The organism is Paraburkholderia sp. J63, assembly GCF_905220245.1.
GTDB lineage: Bacteria > Pseudomonadota > Gammaproteobacteria > Burkholderiales > Burkholderiaceae > Paraburkholderia.
This window is the reverse complement of record NZ_CAJMZF010000017.1, coordinates 64,511-90,962: the sequence shown is the minus strand read 5'-3', so window position 1 is coordinate 90,962 and position 26,452 is coordinate 64,511. Positions and strand designations below refer to the sequence as shown.

Genomic DNA, 26,452 nt, shown 5'->3' with positions numbered 1-26,452 from the left:
TGGGGCGCCTGAAAACGTTTGCGCATAACCAGAAATACGGCCCGACCGGGCCCGACAACCGGAGACACAAACGATGAACTCCCGCATTCGCCGGCGCGTTCTTGGCGCCGCAGCCGCACTCGCCACCGTCACTTTCGCGGCCGCCATGCCGCTTGCCGCCCACGCGCAGACGGCGGCCGGCCACAAGCCCAAGGTCGCGCTCGTCATGAAGTCGCTCGCCAACGAGTTCTTCCTCACCATGGAGAACGGCGCGAAGGACTACCAGAAGCACAACGCGTCCGAGTTCGACCTCGTGACCAACGGCATCAAGAACGAAACCGACACCGCCGCGCAAATCCAGATCGTCGAGCAGATGATCGTCTCGAAGGTGGACGCCATCGTGCTCGCGCCCGCCGACTCCAAGGCGCTCGTGCCCGTGGTGAAGAAGGCCGTGGACGCGGGCATCATCGTTGTGAACATCGACAACCGGCTCGATCCCGACGTGCTCAAGTCCAAGGACCTGAACGTGCCGTTCGTCGGCCCAGACAACCAGAAGGGCGCGCGCCTCGTCGGCGACTACCTCGCGAAGAAGCTCAAGGCGGGTGACCAGGTGGGCATCGTGGAAGGCGTCTCGACCACCACCAACGCGCAGCAGCGCACGGCGGGCTTCAAGGACGCGATGCAGGCCGTGGGCGCGAAGATCGTCTCGGTGCAGTCGGGCGAGTGGGAAATCGACAAGGGCAATGCGGTCGCCTCGGCCATGCTCAATGAATATCCGGACCTGAAGGCGCTCCTGTGCGGCAACGACAACATGGCGATCGGCGCCGTGTCGGCGGTGCGCGCGGCTGGCAAGCAGGGCAAGGTCTACGTGGTGGGCTACGACAACATCGACGCCATCAAGCCGATGCTCAAGGACGGCCGCGTGCTCGCGACCGCCGACCAGTACGCCGCGAAGCAGGCCGTGTTCGGCATCGACACGGCGCTCAAAGCGCTCAAGGGGCACAAGAAGCAGTCGGAGCTCTCGGGCGTGGTGGAAACGCCGGTCGTGCTCGTGACCAAGGACTCCGCGAAGTAAGGCTGCAAAAATATGCACGCCGAATCGATGGCGTGTGATTTCGTGCGATGGCGTGCGTTTATCGCGCGAGGGTTTGCGCGATGTGCTCCGGCGGCCGGTTGAGGTTGGATCGGCGGCAGGACCGCTTGGCGGCGTTTCGGGGCACTAATTGGCGTCGCGCAGTCGAGCTGGTTTTTCATGCCGCGTTTTCATGTCGCGTTTTCGTGTCGCGTTTTCGTGTCGCCTTTTCGTGTCGCCTTTTCGTGTAATAAGCGCTCAAGAAAACCTTCGCGCCGCCGTTATTCGTACGTGATGGCCGCACAAGCGAGCGAGCCGCCGTGGTGTGCCGCTTGTCGCCACCTGAGCGGCGGCCGGTCGCTCCGGAACCTGCGTACCCCTGCGGGATCCGGGCGGCGCGGCTCGCGATAACAGGATCGTGATGGAAGCAACTGCCCCCGACGCCCCGCCACCCGCATCCGCCCAAGGCGCGGTGCTGACGGTGACGGGCGCCGGCAAGACCTACGAGCAGCCGGTGCTCGCCGACGTCAGCCTCGCGCTGCACGCGGGCGAGGTGCTTGCGCTCACGGGCGAGAACGGTGCGGGCAAGAGCACGCTCTCGAAGATCGTGGGCGGGCTCACCGCACCCAGCGCCGGCAGCATGACGCTCATGGGCCAGCCCTACGCGCCCGCGAGCCGCAGCGAGGCGGAAGCGCTCGGCGTGCGCATGGTGATGCAGGAGCTCAACCTGCTGCCCACGCTGTCGGTCGCCGAAAACCTGTTTCTGAACCGCCTGCCGCGCCACGCCGGGCCGCTCGGCTGGGCGGGCTGGATCGATCGCGCGCGTCTGCGCGAGGACGCCCGCGCGGCGATGGCGCAAGTCGGGCTCGAGGCGATCGACCCCGATACGCCGGTGGGCGAGCTCGGCATCGGCCACCAGCAACTCGTGGAAATCGCGCGCAACCTGATCGGCGACGAGGCGCAAGGCGCCGCGCCGCTGCGCGTGATGATCCTCGACGAGCCCACCGCGATGCTCACGGGCCGCGAGGTCGAGCTGCTGTTCGAGCAGATCGCGCGGCTGAGGGCGCACGGCGTGGCGCTCGTCTACATCTCGCACCGGCTCGAGGAGCTCGCGCGCATCGCGCAGCGCGTGGCGGTGCTGCGCGACGGCCGGCTCGTGCGCGTGGATGCCATGGCCAACCTCACGCCCGAGCGCATCGTCGCGCTGATGGTGGGGCGCGAGCTTGGCGAGCGCATCGAACTGGGCGAGCGGCGCATCGGCGCGCCGCTGCTCAAGGTGGACGGCATCGGCCGCGCCAACGTCGTGCGCGATGTCTCGTTCGAGGTGCGCGCGGGAGAGATCTTCGGCGTGTCGGGGCTGATCGGCGCGGGGCGCACCGAGCTCATGCGGCTCATCTACGGCGCCGATGCGAAGGACCGCGGCACCGTGGCGCTCGCGGCCGCGCCCGGCGAGCCGCCCGCGCCGGTGCGCATCGACTCGCCGGTCGACGCGGTGCGCCACGGCATCGCGCTCATCACCGAGGACCGTAAGGGCGAGGGTTTGTTGCTGCCGCAACCGGTGGCCGCGAACGTGTCGCTCGGCAACGTGGGCGCAGTGGCCCGCTACGGCGTGGTGGACGCCGCGCGCGAGAACGCGCTCGCGGGCGAGCAAATCGACGCGTTGCGCATTCGCACCGCGGGCCCCGGCCAGAGCGTGGGCGAGCTGTCGGGCGGCAATCAGCAGAAGGTGGTGATCGGCCGCTGGCTCGCGCGGCGCATGACCGGCGAGCGGGCCGCGAAGGGCGTGCGCGTGCTGCTCTTCGACGAACCCACGCGCGGCATCGACGTGGGCGCGAAGTTCGACATCTACGCGCTGATGGGCGCACTCGCGCGCGATGGCTGCGCGCTCGTGGTGGTGTCGAGCGACCTGCGCGAGCTGATGCTGATCTGCGACCGCATCGGCGTGATGTCGGCGGGGAAGATGACGGCGATCTTCGCGCGCGGGGAGTGGACCCAGGACGCGCTGCTCGGCGCCGCGTTCGCGGGCTATCGCGCCGAAGATGCGCTGCTCGCCGATACCGCGGACTTGCCCGAGCTGAAAACGCCCGTGCCTGAGAATCGAGCCGAGGATCGCGCTCAATCGCCGCCGCCCGATGGGCGAGGAGGAAGCGCTTCATGACGAATCGACCGTTGCGCGAACAACCAGAGCAAGCAGAGCCGCCACAATCCACGCCGCCGGCCAGCGCCCCGCATGCCGCGGCGCCGGCGGCCGCGAGCGCCAAGCCCGTCGGCACGCGCTTTGGCCTGTCGAACTACCTGGGCCTCGCGCTCGCGCTGGTCGCGATGATCGTGCTGTTCTCGCTGCTGAGTTCGCACTTCCTGACATACGATACGTTCAGTACGATCGCCAACCAGATTCCCGATCTCGTCGTCATGTCGGTGGGCATGACGTTCGTGCTGATCATCGCGGGCATCGACCTTTCGGTGGGCTCCGTGCTGGCGCTCGGGGCTTCGGTGGTGAGTGTGGCCGCGCTCAAGTGGGGGCTCGGTGCGTTTTCCTCGGCGCTGCTCGGGCTGCTGGCCGCGGCGGCCACGGGCACGCTCACGGGCGCGGTCACGGTGGGCTGGCGCATTCCGTCGTTCATCGTCTCGCTCGGCGTGCTGGAGGCCGCGCGCGGCCTCGCGTACCAGATGACGAATTCGCGCACGGCCTATATCGGCGATGCGTTCGACTTCCTCTCGAATCCGATCGCGTTCGGCATCTCGCCCGCGTTCCTGATCGCCGTGGCGGTCATGGTGATCGCGCAGGCGGTGCTCACGCGCACGGTGTTCGGCCGCTACCTGATCGGTATCGGGACCAACGAGGAGGCGGTGCGGCTCGCGGGCGTCGATCCGCGCCCGTACAAGATCGTCGTGTTCGCGCTGATGGGCGCGCTCTCGGGCCTGGCCGCGCTGTTCCAGATCTCGCGTCTCGAAGCCGCCGATCCGAACGCGGGCGTGGGTCTCGAGCTACAGGTGATCGCCGCCGTGGTGATCGGCGGCACGAGCCTGATGGGCGGCCGCGGCTCGGTCATCAGCACGTTCTTCGGTGTGTTGATCATTTCCGTGCTCGCGGCGGGGCTCGCGCAGATCGGCGCGAACGAGCCCACCAAGCGCATCATCACGGGCGCGGTGATCGTGGTCGCGGTGGTGCTCGACACGTATCGAAGCCGCCGCGGCGGCAAGCGCGGTGGCAAGTGACGGGGCGGTTCATGCAGCAGATGAAGCAGTAGTCGCAGCAGTAGTCGCGATAGCAGGCGAAGTACAAAAGGATCACAAGAAAATAATGCGGGCGCGGCCGGGCAACCGGCCGCCGTGCTCGCCGAGGGCAATCGCCGCGCAGCACGGTCTCCAATAGCAGAACTAGTCAACGAGAGGCCGGCCGCGCGGCGGCAGCAGTAGCAAACGGGCAGGACAAAGCAGGAGCAACAGCAAAGATGGCGACGATCAAGGATGTGGCCGCCGTGGCAGGGGTGTCTTTCACGACGGTGTCGCATGTGGTGAACAATTCGCGGCCGGTGTCGGCGGACGTGCGGGCCAAGGTCGAGCAGGCGATTCGCGACCTCAACTACGTGCCGTCGGCGGTCGCGCGCTCGCTCAAGGCGCGCTCGACGGCGACGATCGGGCTCGTGGTGCCCAACGGCACGAACCCGTATTTCGCGGAGCTCGCGCGCGGCGTCGAGGACGGCTGCGCGCAGAAGGGCTACTGCGTGTTCTTCTGCAATTCCGACGACGATCCGGTCAAGCAGCGCAACTACCTGCGCGTGCTGCAGGAAAAGCGCATCGACGGGCTGATCGTGGCGTCGGCCGGCGACGACGCCGTGCTCGCGCAGACGCTCGGCGAGACGCGCGAGCCGATCGTCGTGGTCGACCGCAACATCGAAGGCCTGAACGCCGATCTCGTGCAGATCGACCACGAGCGCGGCGCCTGGCTCGCGACGCGCCATCTGCTCGAACTCGGGCACTCGCGGATCGGCTGCATCACGGGGCCGGTCAGCGCCGCGGTGGCCGCGATGCGCATGCACGGCTTTTTGCGCGCGATGGCCGAGCGCGGCATCGAGATCGCGCCGGGCGCGATCGTCGAGGCCGACTTCTCGGGCATGGGCGGCTATCGCGCCGCGGCGCAGCTGTTCGACACCGTGCGCCCGAGCGCGATCTTCGCCGGCAACGACATGATGGGCATCGGCGCGCTGCGGGCGGCCGCCGAGCGCGGCCTGCGCGTGCCCGCCGACTGCTCGATCATCGGCTTCGACGACATCGAGCTCGGCCATTTCACCTGGCCCGCGCTTTCGACGGTCGGCCAGCCGGCGCGCGCGCTCGGCGAGATGGCGGCGCTCACGCTGATCGAGCGGATCGGCGCGGCCGGGCGCGAGCGCACGGGCGCGTCGGTACTGCGGCGCGTGATGACGGCCGAACTCATCCCGCGCGAATCGACGGCGCCGTGGTGCGGCGCCTCCGAGGCGGCGGCGCTCGCGGCCTGAGCGCGCGGGCCGTGCCTAGACGTGCCTGAACATGCCTCAGCGTGCATCGGCGCGTGCATAATCGGCCGACTGGACATGGCACGGGAGGCAACGAATGACGATTGACGAAGCGCGGCGCGCCGCGACTCAAGCGGGTACGCAGGACAAAGCCGTGCACGACGCCAAACCGCCGCGCGGCGGCGTGGCCGTGGTCGGCAGCCTGAACATGGATCTCGTCGCGCGCGCGCCGCGCCAGCCGCGCCCCGGCGAGACGCTTGCGGGCAGCGCGTTCGCGCAGGTCGCGGGCGGCAAGGGCGGCAATCAGGCCGTGGCGGCCGCGCGCCTGGGCGCCCGGGTGGCGATGATCGGCTGCGTGGGCGCCGACGCCAACGGCGAGCTGCTGCGCGCCGGGCTGCTGGCCGAAGGCATCGATTGCGGCGCGCTCGACACCGCGCCGCAGGCGCCGACCGGCGTGGCGCTGATCATCGTCGACGATGCGAGCCAGAATTCCATCGTGATCGTGGCGGGCAGCAACGGCGAAGTGACGCCCGCGATGCTCGCGCGCCACGAGGCGGTGCTCGCGGCCGCCGACGTCGTCGTCTGTCAGCTGGAGACGCCGCCCGACGCGGTGCATGCGGCGCTCGCCGCGGCGCGCCTGCTCGGCAAGACCACCATCCTCAATCCCGCGCCGGCGACCGGCCCGCTGCCGGCCGAGTGGCTGCCGCTCATCGACTACCTCGTTCCCAACGAACTCGAAGCCGCGACGCTCACGGGCTTGCCGCTCGCCACGCCCGAGGACGCCGCGCGCGCCGCCGAGGCGCTGCATCGCGCGGGGGCGCGCAACGTGCTGGTGACGCTGGGAGCGCAGGGCGTCTGCGCGCTGCTCGACGGCGGTGAAGCAAACGCGGCGGACGATGCGGGCACGCCATCGCCCGTGCACTGGCCCGCGCCCCAGGTGGCCGCGGTCGACACCACGGCGGCCGGCGATACCTTCATCGGCGCCCTGGCCGCGCGGCTGGCCGCCGGCGAAGATCCGGCTCAGGCGATTCAGTTCGCGCTGCGCGCGGCGTCGATCTCCGTGACGCGCGCGGGCGCCCAGCCGTCCATTCCCACGCTGGAAGACATGGGCCGCTAGCCGTCGGCTTTTTGTAATTTATTCGTCAGGTGCCTCGCCTTATTCTTCATAACATATAACTATTTCAAGCCTCTCAAACGTTTGCCGTAAACCCGCTCAGGGCAGCAGCCCAACATCGTGGGTGGGGAATCCGCCTCATGGCAAGCATGGGAGAGACATGAACAAGGGCATCAGCATCAAGGCGCGCATCGGCCTCACGATGGGTTTTCTCGCGGCGCTCATCGTCGCCATCAGCGCGGTGGGGCTGCTCGGCCTGACGCGCTCGAACGACGCATACCGCGAGACCTACACCGATCAGATGCCGAGCAGCCATGCCGTGAATCTGGCCGAAATCTACGCGGCGCGCCAACGGCTCGCGCTCGACCGCGCGGCATTCGAGATCGGCACGCCCGATGCCACCGCCACGCTCGCGCGCGCACGCATGCTGGGCGGCGTCTCCGATGACTACTGGAAGAAGTATCTGAACTTGCCGCGCGAGCCGCAGGAAGCGCGTCTTGCGCAGGACGTTGCCGCGCGCCGCACCGCGTTCCAGCAGGCCGCCGACCGCTTTTCCGCCACCATCGCCGCGGGCGACCAGAGCCAGGTCGTGGCGGGCGCGAACGCGCTGCAGACCGCCTACAGTGACCTCTCGCAGTCCGATCTCGAACTCGACAGGCTGCAAGGCACGCTAGCGCAAGCCGGCTTTAACGACGCCGAATCGGCATTCGACGAACTGCGCATCGCGGCCATCGCGGCGCTGCTGATCGGCATTGGCGCGGCGGTCTATTCGTTCCTCACGCTGCGCCGCGCGATCGCGCAGCCGCTTCGCGAGGCGCTGGGCGCGTTCTCCGCGATCGCCGCGGGCGATCTGCGCCGCCCCATCGTGGTGCGCACGCGCGACGAGATGGGCGAGTTGCTCGGCGGCGTCGCGCGCATGCAGCGCAGTCTCGGCGACACCGTGCGTTCGGTGCGCGCAGGCACCGAAGCGATCGCCACGGCCACGCGCCAGATCGCGGCCGGCAACATCGATCTCTCGTCGCGCACGGAAGAGCAGGCTTCGGCGCTCCAGGAAACGGCGGCCAGCATGGAGGAGCTCACCGGCACCGTGAAGCAGAACGCCGAAAACGCCCGCCAGGCCAGTGCGCTGGCCGCCAGCGCCTCGGACATCGCCAACAAGGGCAGCCGGGTCGTGAGCGAGGTGGTGGGCACGATGGGCGAGATCAACCAGAGCTCGGCGAAGATTGCCGACATCATCGCGATCATCGAGGGCATCGCTTTTCAAACGAATATCCTCGCGCTCAACGCGGCCGTGGAAGCGGCGCGCGCGGGCGAGGAGGGGCGCGGCTTCGCGGTCGTGGCGGGCGAGGTGCGCAGTCTCGCGCAGCGCTCGTCGGCGGCGGCCAAGGAGATCAAGGCGCTGATCGGCACCTCGGTCGAGCGCGTGCAGGCAGGCTCGGCGCTCGTCGACGAGGCGGGCCGCACGATGGCCGAGATCATCGGCGCGGTCCAGCGCGTGACCGACATCATGGGCGAGATCGCGGCGGCCTCGCAGGAGCAGTCGGGCGGCATCGACCAGGTGGCGCGCGCCGTCACGCAGATGGACGAGGTGACGCAGCAAAACGCGGCGCTCGTGGAAGAGGCCGCCGCCGCGGCGCAGTCGCTCGAAGACCAGGCGGGCCGTCTGCGCACCGCCGTCGCCGTGTTCAATCTCGACGATGCCCACGCGGCGGGTGCCGTGCAAACCGCAAGAGCCACCGGTTCACAAGCCATTACCGCGGCCGATGTGGCGCCTGCGAGTGCCAAGCCCGTGGCGCGTCCGGCGGCGAAGCCCGCCATGCACGCCAAGCACGCCAAGCACGCCAAGCACGCCAGCGTGCCTGCACCGCGCCGCACGGCGTCCGCCGCAGCCCGCCCGGCTTCGAGCGCGCCCGCACGCGCATCCGCCAGCGCCGCACGCGCGGCAACAGCGCCAGCCGCCGCGCTGACGACCCCGGCCGCCGGATCGGACGACGACTGGGAGACCTTCTGATGCGAGCTTGCGGGGCCTTCGCGCCTCTCGCGTAATCGTCGCCGCCCGCGCGCCGCTGCCTTGCAGCGGCGCTTTTTTTCGGCCATAAGGCCAGTGCATGCGCGGTGCGATGCCGGTTACGGTACATTGTGAATCTTGTCACGCGCGCAGACGGGGTCGCACGGTACACTGCGCTGCGCTTCGGGGCCGACGGGGTACTGACGCCGGCACGTCCCGCCACGCACCGCAAGCGTGCAGCAGGTCCGGGCACAGCGGGGCGTCCTCGCGAGGCAGCAGGGGCTGGGTGAGGCGCTGCTGCGTCACACACGCAGCGCAGCAGCGCGACATGACGAGAAACAGGCCGGCTCGACGCGAGAGACCAGCGCTGCCGGCGCACGAACGCAAAGAAAGGACCCAGACATGACACGTGACGATCTCGCGCAGCGCCTCGTGGCGGCGCGCCGCCGCCATCAGATGATCGAGACGCTGGCGCCCGAATGCCTGCCGCCCGACGCGGCCACGGCCTATGCGATCCAGCAGGCCGTGCTCGCCGGGCTGGGCACCGCCACGGGCGGCTGGAAGATCGGCGCGCGCACGCCCGGCGGCGCGGTCTCCGGCGCCCCGATCCCGGCGCCGCTAGTGCATGCCTCGCCGACGCGCCTCGAGCGCCAGTCGTTCTTCCGGGTGCTCGTCGAGCTCGAGATCGCCTTCCGCTTTGCCGAGCCGATCGCGCCGCGCGCCGACGTCTACGCGCGCGACGAGGTGCTCGCGCTCGTGGGCCAGATCCTGCCCACCATCGAGATCGTCGACAGCCGCTTTGCCGAATGGCCGAACGTCGCGCCGCTCGCTCAGCTTGCCGACGCGCAGAACAACGGCGCGCTCGTGACCGGTCACGCGCAGCCGTACGGCTCGCTCGCGCGCGCGCTCGACTTTGTCGCACCCGAGCTCGAACTTGCCTTCGACGGCGTCTCGCTCGTGCCCGAGATGGCGGGCAACCCGGCAGGCGACCCGCGCGAGCTGCTGGTCTGGTTCGTCAACCATTGCGCCGCGATGGGGATTACCATCGAGCCCGAATGGACCATCACCACGGGTTCCTACGTAGGGGCGCACCGCATCGAGGGCGCGGGCCTGTTGCACGGCCATATCGACGGGCTGGGCGAGGTGGAGGTCGAGTTCGTCTGAACTGCGGGAGCACGTACCCCTTAATGGTCAGGAATATCGGCGGCCGTCACGCATCACGCGTGACGGCCGTTTTCTTTTTGACTGCGACGGCGCATAGGAACGGCCCATCGACACAATCTGTCACGCGTGCCATGTTCGCAACCGCGCATCGAAACAATGCGAGGGCGTGGCGATGCTTTTTGCACTATTCATGCAACGCTCGTCCGAAGTGCGGGAAAGGAAAGCGAAAAGCCACTACTGTCGGCAGGGGCAGTATGAAGAAATAATGAGCGGGCATCGGCCCGTGTGCAAATGCGCGCCAACTCACCGACGTACGCAGATATGACGTGTAAAACGAGAAAAAGATCGTCGATGCAAAGACACGATGGCGGCGCGTGTGCTGTTACAAACATCGCGTCACAAGAATGCGTTGCGAGCTGTGCACGGCTTGCGTGGCCGTGCGTTCTAATGAAGAAGCGACAACAGGCATCGATGAGCAGTGAACAAGCGGCGGCGAAGTTGGGGAGGCGGCCGGATTAACTGCGGGCTTGCTGCTCGAGCGTCGATGCGCGGCGTAATATTGTGCGCGATGTATTGCGTGCGGCTTGAAAATTGCGCGGGGGAATCACGATTGTACGGTGTACCCTGCCTGGCTCCAAGAGTTCGATTTTGAACCTTCAATCAGGCGCGATTTTTGTGTGAAAAAAAATTCGAAAAGGTTTAGGATGAATTCGAGCGATGTCGTTTCCGAATAGCGCGCCGCGCACGACATCGGTCGCAGATCTTGGCGAGGAGGTAGCATGGATATCTACAGCAGCTTCGCGACCCGCTTCGAAAAAACGCGAGAAGAAGAGTTCTCGCTCGAGGAGTATCTCGCGCTCTGCAAAGAAGATCCCAGCGCGTACGCCACGGCTGGCGAACGCATGCTGACGGCAATCGGGGAACCAGAACAGATCGACACACGCAACGATCCGCGCCTGTCGCGCATCTTTGCGAACAAGGTGATCAAGGTTTATCCCGCTTTCCGCGAGTTCTATGGCATGGAGGACGTGATCGAGCAGGTCGTCGCGTACTTCCGCCATGCGGCGCAAGGACTCGAAGAAAAGAAGCAGATTCTCTACTTGCTTGGTCCTGTGGGCGGCGGTAAATCGTCCATCGCCGAGCGTCTGAAACAGCTCATGGAACGCGTACCGTTCTACTCGATCAAGGGCTCGCCCGTGAACGAGTCGCCGCTGGGTCTGTTCGACTACGACGAAGACGGCCCCATCCTCGAAGAGCAATACGGCATCCCTCGCCGTTATCTGAAGAACATCCTGAGCCCCTGGGCGGTCAAGCGCCTGCACGAATATAACGGCGACATCCGTAAGTTCCGCGTGGTGCGCCGCTATCCGTCGATCCTGCGGCAGATCGGCATTGCGAAGACGGAGCCCGGCGACGAGAACAATCAGGACATCTCCTCGCTCGTCGGCAAGGTCGACATCCGCAAGCTCGAGCAATACGCGCAGGACGATGCGGACGCCTACAGCTATTCGGGCGGCCTGTGCCTCGCGAATCAGGGCTTGCTCGAATTCGTGGAAATGTTCAAGGCGCCGATCAAGGTGCTGCACCCGCTGCTCACGGCCACCCAGGAAGGCAACTTCAAGGGCACCGAAGGATTCGGCGCGATTCCGTTCAACGGCATCATCCTCGCGCACTCGAACGAATCGGAGTGGAAGGCGTTCCGCAATAATCGCAACAATGAGGCCTTGCTCGACCGTATTTTTGTCGTGAAGGTCCCTTATTGCCTGCGCTATTCGGAAGAGATGAAGATCTACGAGAAGCTGCTGCGCAACTCGTCGCTGGCCGACGCCGTATGCGCGCCGGGCACGCTCAAGATGATGGCGCAGATGTCCGTGCTCACGCGCCTGCAGGAGCCGGAGAATTCGAGCCTCTTCTCGAAGATGCAGGTGTACGACGGCGAAAACCTCAAGGACACCGATCCGAAGGCCAAGTCGTATCAGGAGTATCGCGACTTCGCGGGCGTCGACGAAGGCATGAACGGGGTCTCCACGCGCTTCGCGTTCAAGATTCTCTCGCGCGTGTTCAACTTCGATTCGACCGAAGTGGCCGCGAATCCCGTGCACCTCATGTATGTGCTCGAGCAGCAGATCGAACGCGAGCAGTTCCCGCCCGAGACCGAACAAAAGTATTTGTCGTTCGTGAAGGACGTGCTGGCCTCGCGTTATGCCGAGTTCATCGGCAAGGAGATCCAGACCGCTTACCTCGAATCGTATTCCGAATACGGGCAGAACATCTTCGATCGCTATGTCACGTACGCCGACTTCTGGATCCAGGACCAGGAGTTCCGCGATCACGACACGGGCGAGAGCTTCGACCGCGCGGCGCTGAACGCGGAGCTCGAGAAGATCGAGAAGCCCGCGGGCATCAGCAACCCGAAGGACTTCCGCAACGAGATCGTGAACTTCGTGCTGCGCGCGCGTGCGGCCAATGCCGGCAAGAACCCGGCGTGGATCAGCTACGAGAAGTTGCGCGTGGTGATCGAAAAGAAAATGTTCTCTAACACGGAAGAACTTTTGCCGGTCATCTCGTTCAATGCAAAGGGATCGGCGGAAGAGCAGCGCAAGCATGAAGACTTCGTCAACCGCATGGTGGCGAAAGGCTATACGCCCAAGCAGGTCCGGTTGCTCTGCGACTGGTATCTGCGTGTGCGCAAGTCGTCATGAGCGTGGACGCATTACCTTCCTGCTGCGCCGCCGCACGTTTCATGTGGCGGCGCAAAAAGGAAATCCGGCGGGGCGCAGGCCACGTAGCCGTGAGTACGTGAACGTGGCATTCCAGACTGCGCACCTCGCCCATTCGAAACGTGAGCGGGAGACTGGATGTGCTTCATCAAATCATCGACCGCAGGCTGGCCGGCAAGAACAAGAGCATTGCAAACCGCGAGCGCTTTTTGCGCCGCGTGAAAAACTATATTCGTCACGCCGTCTCGGAAGCGGTGCGTGACCGCAGCATCAAAGACATTCAGAGCAACCAGAGCATCACCATTCCGCGCAAGGACATTGCCGAACCGTCGTTCCGGCACGGCCCCGGCGGCCGGCGCGAAATGGTGCACCCCGGCAACGAGGACTACATTCGCGGCGACCGGATTCCGCGTCCGCAAGGCGGCGGGGGCGGGGGCGGCAGCCAGGCGAGCAACGAAGGCGAAGGTCAGGACGACTTCGTATTCGAGCTCTCCCGCGAAGAGTTCATGCAGTACTTCTTCGACGACCTCGAACTGCCGCGCCTCATCAAGACCCATCTGATGGCCGTGCCCACGTGGAAGAGCATCCGCGCGGGCTGGGCCGCCGAGGGCACGCCGAACAACATCGACGTGGTGCGCTCGCTCAGAAGCGCGCTGGGCCGGCGCATCGCGCTGGGCGCGCCGCTCGTGAACGAGCTGCACGACCTCGAAGAGCAGCTCGAGGCGCTGATGGCCGATCCGTCCGACCGGCGCGAAGACATCAAGCAGCTCGAGGAGCAGATCCATCATCTGCGCGGGCGCATCTGGCGCATTCCGTTCATCGACCCGTTCGACCTGCGTTACGTGAATCGCGTGAAGCAGCCGCAGCCGTCGAGCCAGGCCGTGATGTTTTGTCTGATGGATGTGTCCGGGTCCATGGACGAGCAGCGCAAGGATCTCTCCAAGCGCTTCTTCATCCTGCTGTACCTGTTCCTCAAGCGCAATTACGAAAAGATCGAGGTGGTCTTCATCCGCCATCACACGCGCGCCGAGGAAGTGGACGAGGACACCTTCTTCCATTCGACGGAAAGCGGCGGCACGGTCGTGTCGAGCGCGCTGGAGCTCATGAAGAAGGTGATCGAGGACCGTTATTCGCCGAGCGACTGGAACATTTACGGCGCGCAGGCATCGGACGGCGACAATTGGACTGACGATTCGCCGAAGTGCCGCAAGCTTCTCGCGGATGACATCCTGCCTCAGGTGCGCTATTTTGCCTATATTCAGGTGACGCCGGAGGAGCAGAATCTCTGGCTCGAATATGCGCAACTGGCGCTCACCGAGCCGCATCTGGCGATGAAGAAAGTCGACAACGCGGCGGATATCTACCCGGTATTCCGGGAGCTTTTCGAGAAGCAGGTGGAGCATTCATGACGACACGCCACTTGCACAACGAGGCGCGCGGCTACCAGCCGGAGCGCCGCAAGACCGGCGGCCACGGGAAAGGACAGCACGGCGATCACGAGGCTGCCGCAAAACGGGGGGGACACCCGGCCGAGCCGGCGCGCCCAGAGGACGCGCACGGGCTCCCCGAACATGGCCTCCCTGAACCCCGGCTTCCGGAAACCAGGGAATTGCATATGAACGTAGCCGACAGACGGCCGTTGCCGTGCCCATCCGACTGGACCTTCGAGCTGATCGAAGAATACGACACGCATATCTCGCATGTTGCGGAGCAATACGAACTGGACGTGTATCCGATCCAGCTCGAGTTGATCAGCGCCGAGCAGATGATGGACGCCTATGCGTCGGTCGGCATGCCGGTCAACTATCGCCACTGGTCGTTCGGCAAGCATTTTCTCTCCACCGAGAAGAGCTATCGCCGGGGCCAGATGGGTCTCGCCTATGAGATCGTCATCAATTCGAATCCATGCATCGCGTATCTGATGGAAGAGAACACGATGACGATGCAGGCGCTCGTCATCGCGCACGCGGCCTACGGGCACAATTCGTTCTTCAAGGGCAACTACCTGTTCAAGCTCTGGACGGACGCGCACGCGATCATTGACTACCTCGTCTACGCGAAGAATTACATCGCCGAATGCGAGGAGCGTTACGGTCTCGACCGCGTGGAGGAACTGCTCGACTCGTGCCATGCGCTTATGAACTACGGCGTGGACCGCTACAAGCGGCCGCAGAAGCTCTCGCTCGAACGAGAGGCCGCGATGCGCCGCGAGCGCGAAGCGTATCTGCAATCGCAGGTCAACGAACTGTGGCGCACGCTGCCGAAGACGCAGCAGCCCATTGCCGAGGAGTACGACGAACGCTTCCCGCCCGAGCCGCAGGAGAACCTGCTGTACTTCGCCGAAAAAAACGCGCCGCTGCTCGAACCGTGGGAGCGCGAAGTCATCCGCATCGTGCGCAAGGTTGGCCAGTATTTCTATCCGCAGCGGCAGACCCAGGTGATGAACGAAGGCTGGGCCACGTTCTGGCATTACACGCTGCTCAATACGCTCTACGCGCAGGGCAAGCTCGAAGACGGTTTCATGATGGAGTTCCTGCATTCGCACAGCAATGTGGTCTATCAGCCGCCCGTCACGAAGCACTATTACAGCGGGATCAATCCGTACGCGCTGGGCTTTTCGATGATGAGCGACATTCGCCGCGTCTGCGAAAACCCCACCGAAGAAGACCGCAAGTGGTTCCCCGAGCTCGCCGGCAGCCCGTGGCTCAAGGCATTGCACTACGCGATGCGCAATTTCAAGGATGAGAGCTTCGTGGCGCAGTATCTTTCACCGCATCTGATCCGCGAAATGCGGCTGTTTTCGGTGCTCGACGACGACATGCGCGACGCGCTCGAAGTCTCGGCCATCCACGACGACAGCGGCTACCAGTATGTGCGCCAGGCGCTCTCGCGGCAGTACGACATGCACCACCGCGAACCGAACATTCAGGTGTGGTCGGTGAACACGCGCGGCGACCGCAGTCTCACGCTGCGCCACTTCATGAGCGACAACCGGCACCTCTCGGGCGACACCGACGAAGTGCTGCGGCACATGGCGCGGCTGTGGCAGTTCGACGTGTATCTGGAGAGCGTCGACGAAAACGGCACAGTCAGAAAGCGCTATGAGTGCCGCTACGTGCCGCCGCCGGTGAAGGTGTAGCCTTCCCGCACCGCAGCAAGCCCGCATTGCAACCGAAGGCCAGCCCGTGCGCTGGCCTTTTTTCTTGTCATCGCGCAGGATGCGTTTCGCTTTGACCGGCGCATCGCAATCCGTTCTGAGCGAATGCGCGATGCCGCGCTAAGATACGGCGCTATCCGTCTTGTCTAACGTATCGATCATTGAGGAGCCCATGCGGATGCAGGAATCGAAAGGAAGCCGTCATGGCGTTTGACCTGTTCAGCGGCGTGCGGCCGCTCAACCGCGCAGGGGCGTTGCGCGACGCGAAGGCCGGGGTGCTGCTCGCGTCGATGAACATCCCGCAACTGCTCGGCTATGCGCGCATTGCCGGCATGCCGGCCGTCACCGGCATCTACACCGGTTTTCTGCCCTTGATTGCGTTCGCAATCTTCGGCGCCTCGCGCCACCTCGTGGTGGCCGCGGACTCGGCCACGGCCACCATCTTCGCGAGCAAGCTCTCGACCATGGCGCCGGCTGCGAGCCCGCAATACGTCGCGCTGGCCGGCATGACCGCGCTGCTCACGGCAGCCATTCTGCTGATCGCCCGCATATTCAGGCTCGGCTTTCTCGCCGACTTTCTCTCGCGCACGGTGCTGGTGGGCTTTCTCACCGGCGTCGGCGTGCAGGTGGGCGTGGCGATGCTCGGCGACATGCTCGGCATTCCGTTCACCTCGCGGCGCACCGTGTTGCAGATCAAGCAGGTCGTGCTGCAGTTCTCCTCGATACACTGGCAGACGCTCGCGATTGCCGCGTTCGTGGTCGCGGCGATTCTCGTCTTCAAGCGCCTGAGGCCGGGCTGGCCGGTGCCGTTGCTCGCCGTGGTCGGCGGCATTGCCGCGAGCGCCATGTTCGACTTCGCGGGTCATGGCATTGCGGTGACGGGGCCCGTGGAAGGGGGCCTGCCGCATATCGCGTTTCCGGCCGTCGGCTGGTTTCAGATGATCGACCTGCTGCAGGTGGCGGCCTCGTGCTTCGTCATCATCGTCGCGCAAAGCGCCGCGACGAGCCGCGCCTTTGCCGAGCGCTACGGCGAGCGCGTGGACGAAGACCAGAACCTGCTGGGCCTCGCCGCGGCCAACGCGGCGGCGTCGCTGAGCGGCGCGTTCGTCGTGAACGGCAGCCCCACGCAGACGGCCATGGGCGCGCAGGCCGGCGCACGCAGCCAGTTCGCCCAGCTCGTGTTCGCCGGTGTCGTCGTGGTCGTGCTGCTGTTTTTTAGCCGCTGGCTCCAGTATCTGCCGCGCTGCGTGCTCGCAGCGATCGTGTTCACGATCGCCGTGGGGCTCGTGCACATCGGCCAGTTGATCGACATCCGCCGCGAGAGCCGGGGCGAGTTCCGCCTCGCCGTGGTCACGGCGCTCTCCGTGGTCGTGATCGGCGTGGAGAACGGTATCGTCATTGCCATCGCGCTTTCGTTGCTGCGCCACGTGCGCCACAGCTACCGGCCGCATACGATGGTGCTGGTGCCCAACGAAGCCGGGCGCTGGATGCCCGTGCCGGCGCAGGCGGGTCTCGTGACCGAGCCGGGGCTCATCGTTTACCGCTTCGGCGCAGACCTTTTCTACGCCAACGATCACCTTTTCGTCGACGAGGTGCGCGGCCTGATCGACGGCGCGCCGGCACCCGTGCACTGGCTCGTGATCGATGCCGCCGCCATTACCGACATCGATTATTCGGCAGGTCGTTCGCTCAACGAACTATGCGAGTCGCTGCGCAATAGCGGCATCAAGGTGATATTCGGGCGCGTCAACCGTTATCTGCGCGCGGACATGGACCGGCACGGCATCACGCCCGTGGTGGGCGCGGAGAACCTCTATACGACGTTGCACGAGGCGCTTGCGGCCGTGCATCCCGATCTCGACGTGCACGCCGACGCGTGACGCGGCGTTGCCTCCCAGGCACGCAGCGGGGCACGCCGTCCCGCTGCGCACTTAAAACTTCGCGAATCGTCGTACAGTAACTGACAGGCGATGCTTCGGCTACGCGAGGATTTCGCCGATTTCACGGTAACGCCTTAAGAACCTCCAGAAAAACCCGGATTGCTCACAAGATTTCGCGGCTGATATCGTGCGCCTCAAGCGCTGTGGAAGCGCTTCCACTCCCCACCGTCGGCGGGTTGCTGCACCATCCGCCCGCGGTCTTCGCGCAGGAGCTGTCGTGACACACGATATCGCCGCTTCGCCGCACGCCGCCTCGGCCGACACACTCGAGGACGACGCCTTCACGCCATCCCCCGATTCCGCGCTCTGGCGGCGCGAATTCCTGCTGGGCGCGGCCACCGCGTCGTACCAGATCGAAGGCGCCGTGGCCGAAGACGGCCGGCTGCCGTCGATCTGGGACACCTTCAGCGCGACGCCGGGCAAGGTGCTCGCCGGCGATACGGGCGCCGTGGCCTGCGATCATTACCACCGCTGGCAAAGCGACCTCGATCTGCTCGAAGCGCTGAATTTCGAGGCCTATCGCTTCTCGATCGCCTGGCCGCGCGTGATGGACGCGTCGGGTCGTCCGAACGCGAAGGGCATCGGCTTCTACCGGCGCCTGCTGGAGCGCCTGAAAGAGCAGGGCATCCGCACCTTCGCGACGCTCTATCACTGGGACCTGCCGCAGCATCTGGAAGACCGCGGCGGCTGGCTCAATCGCGACACCGCGTATCGTTTCGCCGATTACGCCAATCTGATGAGCCGCGAACTCTCGGGCCTCGTCGACGCATGGATGACGCTCAACGAGCCGTGGTGCTCGGCGTATCTCGGCTACGGCAACGGCCACCATGCGCCGGGACTCGCGAACCCGCGCTATGCGACCCAGGCCATGCATCATCTGCTGCTGGGCCACGGGCTTGCCGTCGCGGCGCTGCGCGCCAACGATCCGCACTCGGCCAGGGGCATCGTCGCGAACGTCGGGCGCGGCACGCCGGATTCGAAGTCGCGCGCCGATCTCACCGCCGCGCGCCGCTTCGAAGTGCAGCACAACGCCTGGATTCTCGATCCGCTCCTCAAGGGCGAGTATCCTGCCGAATTGTTCGAGCTGTGGCCCGGCACCGAGCCGCTCGTGCTCGACGGCGACATGCAGACGATTGCCGCGCCGCTCGACTTCCTCGGCATCAACTACTATTTCCGTACCCAGGTGAAAAGCGACGGCGCGCATGGCTTCGTCGAAGTGCCGCTCGCCGGCGTCGAGCGCACGCAGATGGGCTGGGAGGTCTATCCGGACGGGCTGCGCGATCTGCTCGTGGGCTTCGATCGAACCTATGAGAACCTGCCGCCCGTGTACATCACCGAGAACGGCATGGCCTCCGACGACCGCGTGATCGACGGACAGGTCGACGATGCGCAGCGCATCTCGTTCCTCAAGCGCCATCTGGCCGCCGTCGATGCCGCGATCCAGGCCGGCGTGGACGTGCGCGGCTATTTCGTGTGGTCGCTGCTCGACAACTTCGAGTGGGCGTTCGGCTACGAACGGCGCTTCGGCGTCGTGCACGTGGACTATGGCACGCAGACGCGCACGCCCAAGCGCAGCGCGGAACTGATTGCGCGCTTCATCGCCGAACGCAGGGCACGCGGCAGCGCCTGAGGCGCAGGAAGCCACCGAGGCACCTGAAGTACAAGAGGCACAAGAAGCACTAGAAGCGCCTGAAGCACCGGAAGCGCCCACCCTGATCGACAAGGAGACGCAATGAAGCGAATGGAGCACCACGCACTCGTCTTGCGCGGCATCGTCGCGGCGCTGGCCTTGGCCGGCGCGCTCGCGGCCCACGCCGCGGACGCGCCGCTGAAGGCCACCGTGATTCACTGGTGGACCTCGGGCGGCGAATCGGCTGCCATCAAGCAATTCGCGCAGGCCTACGATCAGGCGGGCGGCCAGTGGGTGGACAACGCGATTGCCGGTGCGGACCAGGCGCGCGCCACGGCGATCAATCGCATCGTGGGCGGCGATCCGCCCACGGCGGCGCAATTCAATACCTCGAAGCAATTCCACGATCTCATCGACCAGGGACTCCTGAATAATGTCGATGCCGTGGCGGCCAAGGAGAACTGGAACGCCATCCTGCCCGAGTCGGTGCTCAACCAGATCAAGGTGAACGGGCACTTCTACGCGGCGCCCGTGGACATCCACATGCAGGACTGGTTCTTCTATTCGAAGCCGGCGTTTGCGAAAGCGGGCATCGCAGGCGAGCCGAAGAGCTTCGACGAGCTGTTCGCCGACCTCGACAAGCTCAAGGCCGCGGGCCTGATCCCGCTCGCGCTCGGCGGCCAGGCGTGGCAGGAGAAGATCACCTTCGACGCGATTTTCGCCGACATGGACCGCAATCTCTACATGAAGGTCTACCGCGACCGCGACGCGAATGCCGTCAATTCGCCGGCGTTCAGGAACGTGCTGACGACGTTCAAGCGTCTGCACAACTATGTCGATCCGGGGTCGCCCGGCCGCAACTGGAACGACGCGACGGCGCTCGTGATTTCGGGCAAGGCGGGCATGCAGATCATGGGCGACTGGGCCAAGGGCGAGTTCTCCAACGCCCACCAGGTGGCGGGAAAGGACTTCGGCTGCTTCCCCGGCTTCGCGAATTCGCCGTACATGGTGGCCGGCGACGCGTTCGTGTTCCCGAAGACGGACAACCCGCAAGCGGTGAAAGCGCAGCAACTGCTCGCGACGGTGATGACCTCGCCCAAGGCGCAGACCGCGTTCAGCGAGAAGAAGGGCTCGATACCGATTCGCCAGGACGTGGACATCTCGGGCTTCGATATCTGCGCGAAGGAGGGCATGGCGATCATGAAGGACAAATCGCGTCAGTTGCCGAACCCGGAGATGCTGATTCCGCCTGACGTGCAGGGCGCGCTGCAGGACGTCATCACGAACTTCTGGAACAAGAACCAGTCGGTCGACGACGCGCAGAAAGGGTTTGCCACGGCGATCAAGAGCTGAGCGGGCCATGTACGCGCTCAAGCTCGATCACGCGAGACGGCAGGCCCGTCGCCAGGCGCGCGCGGGGCGCCCTTTGCGGCGGCGTCTCTCGCTTGCCGCGTGGATCGCGCTGCTGCCGATGGCGGCCACGGTCGTGTTCGCGTATCTGGGCACCATGCTGTGGACCGCGCGCGTTTCGATGAGCTACTCGCGCTCGCTGCCAACGAATACGTTCGCGGGTGTGACGCAATACGTGCGGCTCTTCGAGAACGACCGCTGGATCGTCTCGCTGCAGAACCTCGCGATCTACGGCGTCTGCTTCATCGCGGCCTGTCTCGCGATCGGGCTGCTGCTCGCGATTTTCATCGACCAGCGCGTCGCGGCCGAAGGCGCGCTGCGCACGATTTTTCTCTATCCGTATGCGATGTCGTTCGTCGCGACCGGGCTCGTGTGGCAGTGGATCCTCAACCCCGAACTGGGCGTGCAGGCCGTGCTCCGGCACATCGGTTTCGCGCACGCGCACTTCGACTGGATCGTCACGCAGCGCTTCGCGATCTACACGCTCGTGATCGCGACGGTGTGGCAGGCCTCGGGTCTCGTGATGTCGTTGATGCTCGCGGGCCTGCGCGGCATCGACGAAGAGATCTGGATGGCCGCGCGCCTCGACGGCATTCCGCGCTGGCGCGTCTATGCGAGCATCGTCGTGCCGATGCTGAAGACGTCGATGTCCACGGCCTTCGTGCTGCTCTTCGTGATGGTCGTGAAGCTCTACGACGCCGTGGTCGCGATGACGCAAGGCGGCCCCGGCACCGCGAGCGAAGTGCCGGCGAAGTTCATCATGGACTATCTGTTCAATCGCGCGAACATCGGGCTGGCGTCCGCGGCCTCGATCGTGCTGCTCGCCACCGTGCTCGCCATACTCGCGCCGGTGCTCTACGCGAGAAACCGCGTGGCGGCCATGGCGGCGCACAGGGGAGTGCGAACATGAGCACGCCGCTTGCCGAATCGACGGGCACCGCGCGCCGCAGACCGGCCCCGAGGCGGCGGCGCCACTTCACACCCGCGCGCCTCGGGATATATGGATTCCTGATTATTTCCGCGTTGTTTTTCCTCCTGCCGCTCTATGTGATGCTCGTCACGTCGGTCAAGCCGATGGACGAGATCCGCCTGGGCCATCTGCTCGCGCTGCCGCGCCATCTCACGCTCGCGCCGTGGCAGGACGCGTGGTCGTCGGCCTGCACCGGCCTCGAATGCGCCGGCATTCGCGTGGGCTTCTGGAATTCGGTGCGCATCGTCGTGCCCAGCACGATTCTCTCGATCGCGGTGGGCGCCGTGAACGGCTACGCGCTCTCGTTCTGGAGGCCGCGCGGCGCGGGCGTGCTGTTCGCGGTGCTGCTCGCGGGCGCGTTCATTCCCGTGCAGGTGATGGTCTATCCGCTCGTGCGCGTGCTGGCCACCGTGCATCTGTTCGCCTCGCTGCCGGGCATCGTCGTGATCCATACGATCTTCGGCATGCCGGTGATGACGCTGCTGTTCCGCAACTACTATGCTTCGCTGCCCCAGGAGCTCTTCAAGGCAGCGCGCATCGACGGCGGCGGCTTCTGGCGCATCTTCGTGCAGCTCATGCTGCCGATGTCGGCGCCCATTGTCGTGGTCGCCCTGATCATGCAGGTCACGGGTATCTGGAACGACTATATTCTTGGCCTGGTGTTCGCGGGCACGAAGAATCTGCCGATGACCGTGCAGCTCAACAACATCATCAACACCACCACGGGCGAGCGGCTCTACAACGTCAACATGGCCGCGACGATCCTCACCTCGCTCGTGCCGCTCGCGATTTATTTCGTGTCGGGGCGCTGGTTCGTGCGCGGCATCGCGTCGGGCGCCGTGAAAGGGTGAGCGGCTGAAGACCGCGACAGGAGCAAACAAACGATGGCGAATCCGGCGAACGTAGCGCTGCGCAATCTGCGCATCGAGCTGGGCGCGAACACCGTGATCGAGGATCTCGATCTCGACGTGCGCGCCGGCGAATTCGTGGTGCTGCTCGGTCCTTCGGGCTGCGGCAAGTCCACCTTGCTGCACAGCATCGCGGGCCTCATCGACGTGGCCGACGGCAGCATCGAGATCGCCGGCGAGGACATGACGTGGGCCGACCCGAAGGATCGCGGCGTGGCGCTCGTGTTCCAGTCGTACGCGCTCTATCCGACGATGAATGTCGAGCGCAATCTCTCGTTCGCACTGCGTATCAATGGCACACCCCGGGCCGAGATCGCGCGCCGCGTGCAGCGCGCCGCCGAGATGCTCCAGCTCGGTCCGCTGCTCTCGCGCAAACCCTCGCAGTTGTCGGGCGGCCAGCGCCAGCGCGTGGCGATCGGCCGTGCGCTGGTGCGCGAGGCCGATGTGTTCCTGTTCGACGAGCCGCTCTCGAACCTTGACGCCAAGCTGCGCACGGAATTGCGCCGCGAGCTCAAGCAACTGCATCAGCAACTGGGCGCGACGATGATCTATGTGACCCACGATCAGGTCGAGGCCATGACGCTCGCCACGCGTATGGCGGTGATGAAGGGCGGCGTGATCCAGCAGTTCGGCACGCCCGCGCAAGTCTATGCGCGGCCCGAGAACCTGTTCGTGGCGACGTTTCTCGGCGCGCCGCCGATGAACCTGCTGCGCGGCGTGCTCGAAGCCAACGAGGGCAAGCTGTGGTTCCGCGGCCCGCGGCTTGCGGTGGACGTCTCGCGCCATGCGTTCAAGGGCGCGCCGGATCTCGCGAAGCCGTGCGTGCTCGGCGTGCGTCCCGAGGATGTGCGCACGGCTGGCACGGCGCATGCGTGCTCACGAGACGAGGCGCTGCAAGGCCAGATCACGCTGATCGAGCCGATGGGCAACCACCGGGTGCTCTGGCTCGATTATCATGGTTCGCAGATCGCTTCGATCGACCAGGACAAGACCCCGCTCGCGAGCGGGGCGATCATGCCGTTCGAGATCGACGTCGAGCACGTATCGCTGTTCGACGAAGCGAGCGGCCTGCGGCTCTGAACGTGGAGCCGGGCGCGGATTCATCAGACGAAAACGAGCGGCCAGATTAGAGCACGCGAAAAGGCGGCACGCCGAAAAGCGGCACGCGGAAAAACGCAACGAGAAAAACAGAGGGGGCGAACAAAAAATGGCAACCCTGAAAGACGTGGCAACGCTGGCTGGCGTGGGTCTGTCCACGGCCTCGCGGGCGATCTCCGGCAAGGGGCCGGTATCGGCCGAGGCGGCCGCGCGCGTGCAGGCCGCCATCGCGCAACTGAACTTCCGGCCTTCGTCGATCGGCCGGGCCATGGCGACGCAGTCGCTCGGCATCATCGGCATTTTCGTGCCGACTTTTTTCGGCTCGTATTACGGCACCATCCTCAAGGAGACCGATACCGAGTTGCGCGCGGTGGGGCGTCACGTGGTGGTGGCGACGGGTTGCGGCGACGCCTCGCCGCGCGAGCAGGCGGTCGAGGCGGTGCGCTTTCTGATTGGCCGCGATTGCGACGGCGTGGTGGTCATCAGCCACGACCTCCACGACGACGACCTCGACATGCTCCATGCGCTGCATCCGCGCATGGCCTTCCTGAACCGCGTGTTCGACCAGTTGCCCGAGGCGTCGTTCTGTGCCGACCACTTTCATGGCGGCGAGCTGGCCGCGCGCACGCTCGTCGAGCACGGCCACCGCGAGATTGCGGCGATCGGCGGCCCGGCCAGCTCCTCGGACAATCTGGCGCGTCTCGAAGGCTTTTTCACCGAGCTCGCGCGCCATGGCATCGCGCGCGAAGCGGTGTCGCTCATCATGTCGGACTTCTCGCCCGAGGGCGGCTATGCGGCGGCGGGCGAATTGCTCGATACGAAGCGGCGCTTCACGGGACTCTTTTGCGCGAACGACACGATGGCGATGTCGGCGCTCGCGCGTCTACAGCAGGGTGGAATCTCAGTGCCGCACGACGTCTCCGTGATCGGCTACGACGACGATTATTCGGCGGCCTATATGGCGCCGGCGCTCACCTCGGTCCATATTCCGACCGCCGAGCTCACGCGCAACGCCGTGCGCTGGCTCATCAACCAGTGCTATGGCACGCACTGGGACATCGAGCGCAACTTCGACGTGAGCGTGACGATGCGTGCATCGGTGACGCGGGCCAAACCGGTGCGCGTTGCCTGAAGCGATACGGCGTGAAAGACGGCGGCACGCTCGCCGCGTGCACCGTTTGCCTCCGGTTACGGCTGTGCAGCAAACGCAGGCGAGGGCGCCGGCGCGGATGCGGACATGGGCGCGGACGGTGGCACGTAGGTGCCCGTGAGCGACTTGAGGAAGGCGGTGAGCGCATCGACGTCCGCTTCCGAAAGCGTGGTGCCGAGCTGATACTGCGCCATCTTGCGCACCGCCTCGCGCAGGTCCGTCACGCTGCCGTCGTGGAAATACGGCGCCGTGAGCGCCACGTTGCGCAGCCCCGGCACCTTGAACCACTGGCGATCGCGCGGATCATGCGTGACGTTGGCGCGACCGTTGTCGGCTTCGGTCAGCGCCTCGCCGCGCGCGGCAAAGTAGTCTCCGGCGCGGCCCATGCGCTCGAACGACTGCCCGCCCAGATTGGCGCCCACGTGACAGCTCGCGCAGCCCGTGGACTTGAACAACTGATAGCCATGGACCTCTTCGCGGCTCAATGCCTCGGTGTTGCCGCGCAGCCAGGCATCGAAGCGGCTCGGCGTGAGCAGCGTCTTTTCGAATTCGGCAATGGCGTCGGTGATGTTCGGACCGCTCAGGCCATCGGGATAGACCTTCACGAACGCATTGGCGAACGACGGGTCGGCGTTGAGCTCGCCGACGATCTGTTGCCACGATGCCGACGCCATTTCGACCGGATTGAGCGGCGGCCCGCCCGCCTGCCCCTGGAGCGTGGCCGCGCGTCCGTCCCAGAACTGCATATGGTTGAGCGCCGCATTGAACACCGTGGGCGCGTTCACGCCGCCCAGCTGGCCGCGCACGCCGAGCGAGCGCTTGCGGTTATCGACGCCACCCGTCGAAAGCGAATGGCAGCTCGCGCACGAAAGGGAGTTGTCGACGGACAGGCGCGGGTCGTGGAATAGCTGCATGCCGAGCGCGACCTTGCGCGGATCGGTGGGCAACGCCTGCGGCAACGGCTGCACCGGTTCGTTCTCGAAGGCCGCCGCCACGCCGGGCGTGACGTACCAGCGCTTGCGTTGGTGCGCGATCCACGTGAGCAGCGTCTGCTGGTCGTGCTGACTCAGGCCGGTGCTCCAGTGCACGAGGCGAAAGCGCATGGGCGGCATCGCGTCGTTTGTCACCACGCGCTCGAGCTTGGCGAGATCGGCCTGACCCGGCGGCGAGCCGTCACGCAACGCGTTGAACAGCGCGTCGAGACGGAAATATCGCTGGCCCTTGTCGATGTCGTACTGCGAGAGCTGCCGGATGCCGGGTAGAGAGGCGTAAGGCGGCAAGGCGGCCGTGGCCGAGTGACAGTAATAGCACGCGTTGCGATTGAGGATGTCGCGAATCTGTGCTGTTTCGGCCGATGCAACGGGCTGCGCGGCTGAGCTTTCGGCGTGGAGGGTGTCGTGATACCAGGCGATGCCGCTAAGGCCGAGATAGCCGGCCGCGAGAAGCGCGACGGCGCCGACGAAGATCTTTTTCATTATGGGCGTAGATTGTAGGGAACCTGGGAATCCTGAACGGATATCCGGCCCGCGTACGCCAGGAGCATGGATGCAGGAATACGGCAGATGCGAGGCGAGGGCGGCGGCCGGATCAGCGTGCTGATGCTACCGATACCGGGCCGGCCAGCCATTGCGGCATA

18 protein-coding genes are annotated in these 26,452 nt (G+C 65.7%); 17 read left to right on the top strand and 1 reads right to left on the bottom strand.

The annotated features are described in order from the left end of the window. The first annotated feature begins 73 nt into the window (after window positions 1-73). The 17 genes from U5775_RS19640 to U5775_RS19560 all read left to right on the top strand — a co-directional run bounded on the left by U5775_RS19640 (window position 74) and on the right by U5775_RS19560 (window position 24,798). Window positions 74-1,054 carry a sugar ABC transporter substrate-binding protein gene (locus tag U5775_RS19640; protein ID WP_322059756.1) on the top strand — a complete coding sequence of 327 codons (981 nt, stop codon included), beginning with the start codon at window positions 74-76 and terminating at the stop codon, window positions 1,052-1,054. Between the two features lie 418 nt (window positions 1,055-1,472). Further along, window positions 1,473-3,209, top strand: coding sequence for a sugar ABC transporter ATP-binding protein (locus U5775_RS19635; protein WP_322059755.1), 1,737 nt, complete (start codon window positions 1,473-1,475; stop codon window positions 3,207-3,209). Beyond that, window positions 3,206-4,270, top strand: a complete 1,065-nt coding sequence (locus U5775_RS19630) for an ABC transporter permease (RefSeq protein ID WP_322059754.1) — start codon at window positions 3,206-3,208, stop codon at window positions 4,268-4,270. Before U5775_RS19635 ends, U5775_RS19630 begins: the two co-directional genes overlap by 4 nt. Window positions 4,271-4,506: 236 nt before the next feature. After that, window positions 4,507-5,550, top strand: a complete 1,044-nt coding sequence (locus U5775_RS19625; RefSeq protein ID WP_322059753.1) for a LacI family DNA-binding transcriptional regulator — start codon at window positions 4,507-4,509, stop codon at window positions 5,548-5,550. Between the two features lie 181 nt (window positions 5,551-5,731). Next, window positions 5,732-6,664 carry a ribokinase gene (rbsK, locus tag U5775_RS19620; protein ID WP_415913611.1) on the top strand — a complete coding sequence of 311 codons (933 nt, stop codon included), beginning with the start codon at window positions 5,732-5,734 and terminating at the stop codon, window positions 6,662-6,664. 157 nt (window positions 6,665-6,821) lie between these two features. Further along, entirely contained in the window at window positions 6,822-8,672 is a 1,851-nt protein-coding gene (locus tag U5775_RS19615; protein ID WP_322059751.1) for a methyl-accepting chemotaxis protein, read from the top strand. 399 nt (window positions 8,673-9,071) lie between these two features. Next, window positions 9,072-9,833 (top strand): hydratase, encoded by a 762-nt coding sequence (locus tag U5775_RS19610; RefSeq protein ID WP_322059750.1) that lies wholly within the window; start codon window positions 9,072-9,074, stop codon window positions 9,831-9,833. Window positions 9,834-10,612: 779 nt separating this feature from the next. Next, window positions 10,613-12,535 (top strand): PrkA family serine protein kinase, encoded by a 1,923-nt coding sequence (locus tag U5775_RS19605; protein WP_322059749.1) that lies wholly within the window; start codon window positions 10,613-10,615, stop codon window positions 12,533-12,535. Window positions 12,536-12,693: 158 nt separating this feature from the next. Beyond that, on the top strand, window positions 12,694-13,962 hold the full coding sequence (locus U5775_RS19600; protein ID WP_322059748.1) for a YeaH/YhbH family protein: 1,269 nt from the start codon (window positions 12,694-12,696) through the stop codon (window positions 13,960-13,962). After that, window positions 13,959-15,692, top strand: a complete 1,734-nt coding sequence (locus tag U5775_RS19595; RefSeq protein ID WP_322059747.1) for a SpoVR family protein — start codon at window positions 13,959-13,961, stop codon at window positions 15,690-15,692. Before U5775_RS19600 ends, U5775_RS19595 begins: the two co-directional genes overlap by 4 nt. A 221-nt stretch (window positions 15,693-15,913) precedes the next feature. Continuing rightward, window positions 15,914-17,590: a SulP family inorganic anion transporter gene (locus U5775_RS19590; RefSeq protein WP_322059746.1), complete on the top strand. Its 1,677-nt coding sequence runs from the start codon at window positions 15,914-15,916 to the stop codon at window positions 17,588-17,590. Window positions 17,591-17,867: 277 nt separating this feature from the next. After that, window positions 17,868-19,280: a GH1 family beta-glucosidase gene (locus tag U5775_RS19585; RefSeq protein ID WP_415913609.1), complete on the top strand. Its 1,413-nt coding sequence runs from the start codon at window positions 17,868-17,870 to the stop codon at window positions 19,278-19,280. A 111-nt stretch (window positions 19,281-19,391) separates the two neighbouring features. Continuing rightward, a complete protein-coding gene (locus U5775_RS19580) occupies window positions 19,392-20,633 on the top strand; it encodes an ABC transporter substrate-binding protein (RefSeq protein WP_322059810.1) in 1,242 nt (413 codons plus the stop codon). Window positions 20,634-20,640: 7 nt separating this feature from the next. Beyond that, window positions 20,641-21,600 (top strand): sugar ABC transporter permease, encoded by a 960-nt coding sequence (locus U5775_RS19575; RefSeq protein ID WP_322059745.1) that lies wholly within the window; start codon window positions 20,641-20,643, stop codon window positions 21,598-21,600. Further along, a complete protein-coding gene (locus U5775_RS19570) occupies window positions 21,597-22,511 on the top strand; it encodes a carbohydrate ABC transporter permease (RefSeq protein ID WP_322059744.1) in 915 nt (304 codons plus the stop codon). The genes U5775_RS19575 and U5775_RS19570 overlap by 4 nt, the downstream gene beginning before the upstream one ends. Before the next feature lie 33 nt (window positions 22,512-22,544). Continuing rightward, window positions 22,545-23,648, top strand: a complete 1,104-nt coding sequence (locus U5775_RS19565; RefSeq protein WP_322059743.1) for an ABC transporter ATP-binding protein — start codon at window positions 22,545-22,547, stop codon at window positions 23,646-23,648. Between the two features lie 127 nt (window positions 23,649-23,775). Further along, window positions 23,776-24,798 (top strand): substrate-binding domain-containing protein, encoded by a 1,023-nt coding sequence (locus U5775_RS19560; protein WP_322059742.1) that lies wholly within the window; start codon window positions 23,776-23,778, stop codon window positions 24,796-24,798. A gap of 56 nt (window positions 24,799-24,854) precedes the next feature. Here the strand turns inward: U5775_RS19560 and U5775_RS19555 are convergent, their stop codons facing one another. Continuing rightward, the gene (locus U5775_RS19555) at window positions 24,855-26,291 is read right to left on the bottom strand and encodes a cytochrome c peroxidase (RefSeq protein WP_322059741.1); all 1,437 of its coding nucleotides are present in this window, start codon (window positions 26,289-26,291) and stop codon (window positions 24,855-24,857) included. Between the last annotated feature and the right edge of the window lie 161 nt (window positions 26,292-26,452).

Excerpts from the sequence above, each read along its gene's own strand:
- U5775_RS19640 (WP_322059756.1), top strand. The coding sequence starts at position 74 with ATGAACTCCCGCATTCGCCGGCGCGTTCTTGGCGCCGCAGCCGCACTC.
- U5775_RS19605 (WP_322059749.1), top strand. The coding sequence starts at position 10,613 with ATGGATATCTACAGCAGCTTCGCGACCCGCTTCGAAAAAACGCGAGAA.
- U5775_RS19615 (WP_322059751.1), top strand. The coding sequence starts at position 6,822 with ATGAACAAGGGCATCAGCATCAAGGCGCGCATCGGCCTCACGATGGGT.
- U5775_RS19625 (WP_322059753.1), top strand. The coding sequence starts at position 4,507 with ATGGCGACGATCAAGGATGTGGCCGCCGTGGCAGGGGTGTCTTTCACG.
- U5775_RS19570 (WP_322059744.1), top strand. The coding sequence starts at position 21,597 with ATGAGCACGCCGCTTGCCGAATCGACGGGCACCGCGCGCCGCAGACCG.
- U5775_RS19630 (WP_322059754.1), top strand. The coding sequence starts at position 3,206 with ATGACGAATCGACCGTTGCGCGAACAACCAGAGCAAGCAGAGCCGCCA.
- U5775_RS19635 (WP_322059755.1), top strand. The coding sequence starts at position 1,473 with ATGGAAGCAACTGCCCCCGACGCCCCGCCACCCGCATCCGCCCAAGGC.
- U5775_RS19580 (WP_322059810.1), top strand. The coding sequence starts at position 19,392 with ATGGAGCACCACGCACTCGTCTTGCGCGGCATCGTCGCGGCGCTGGCC.
- U5775_RS19610 (WP_322059750.1), top strand. The coding sequence starts at position 9,072 with ATGACACGTGACGATCTCGCGCAGCGCCTCGTGGCGGCGCGCCGCCGC.
- U5775_RS19575 (WP_322059745.1), top strand. The coding sequence starts at position 20,641 with ATGTACGCGCTCAAGCTCGATCACGCGAGACGGCAGGCCCGTCGCCAG.
- U5775_RS19565 (WP_322059743.1), top strand. The coding sequence starts at position 22,545 with ATGGCGAATCCGGCGAACGTAGCGCTGCGCAATCTGCGCATCGAGCTG.
- U5775_RS19595 (WP_322059747.1), top strand. The coding sequence starts at position 13,959 with ATGACGACACGCCACTTGCACAACGAGGCGCGCGGCTACCAGCCGGAG.
- U5775_RS19560 (WP_322059742.1), top strand. The coding sequence starts at position 23,776 with ATGGCAACCCTGAAAGACGTGGCAACGCTGGCTGGCGTGGGTCTGTCC.
- U5775_RS19555 (WP_322059741.1), bottom strand. The coding sequence starts at position 26,291 with ATGAAAAAGATCTTCGTCGGCGCCGTCGCGCTTCTCGCGGCCGGCTAT.
- U5775_RS19590 (WP_322059746.1), top strand. The coding sequence starts at position 15,914 with ATGGCGTTTGACCTGTTCAGCGGCGTGCGGCCGCTCAACCGCGCAGGG.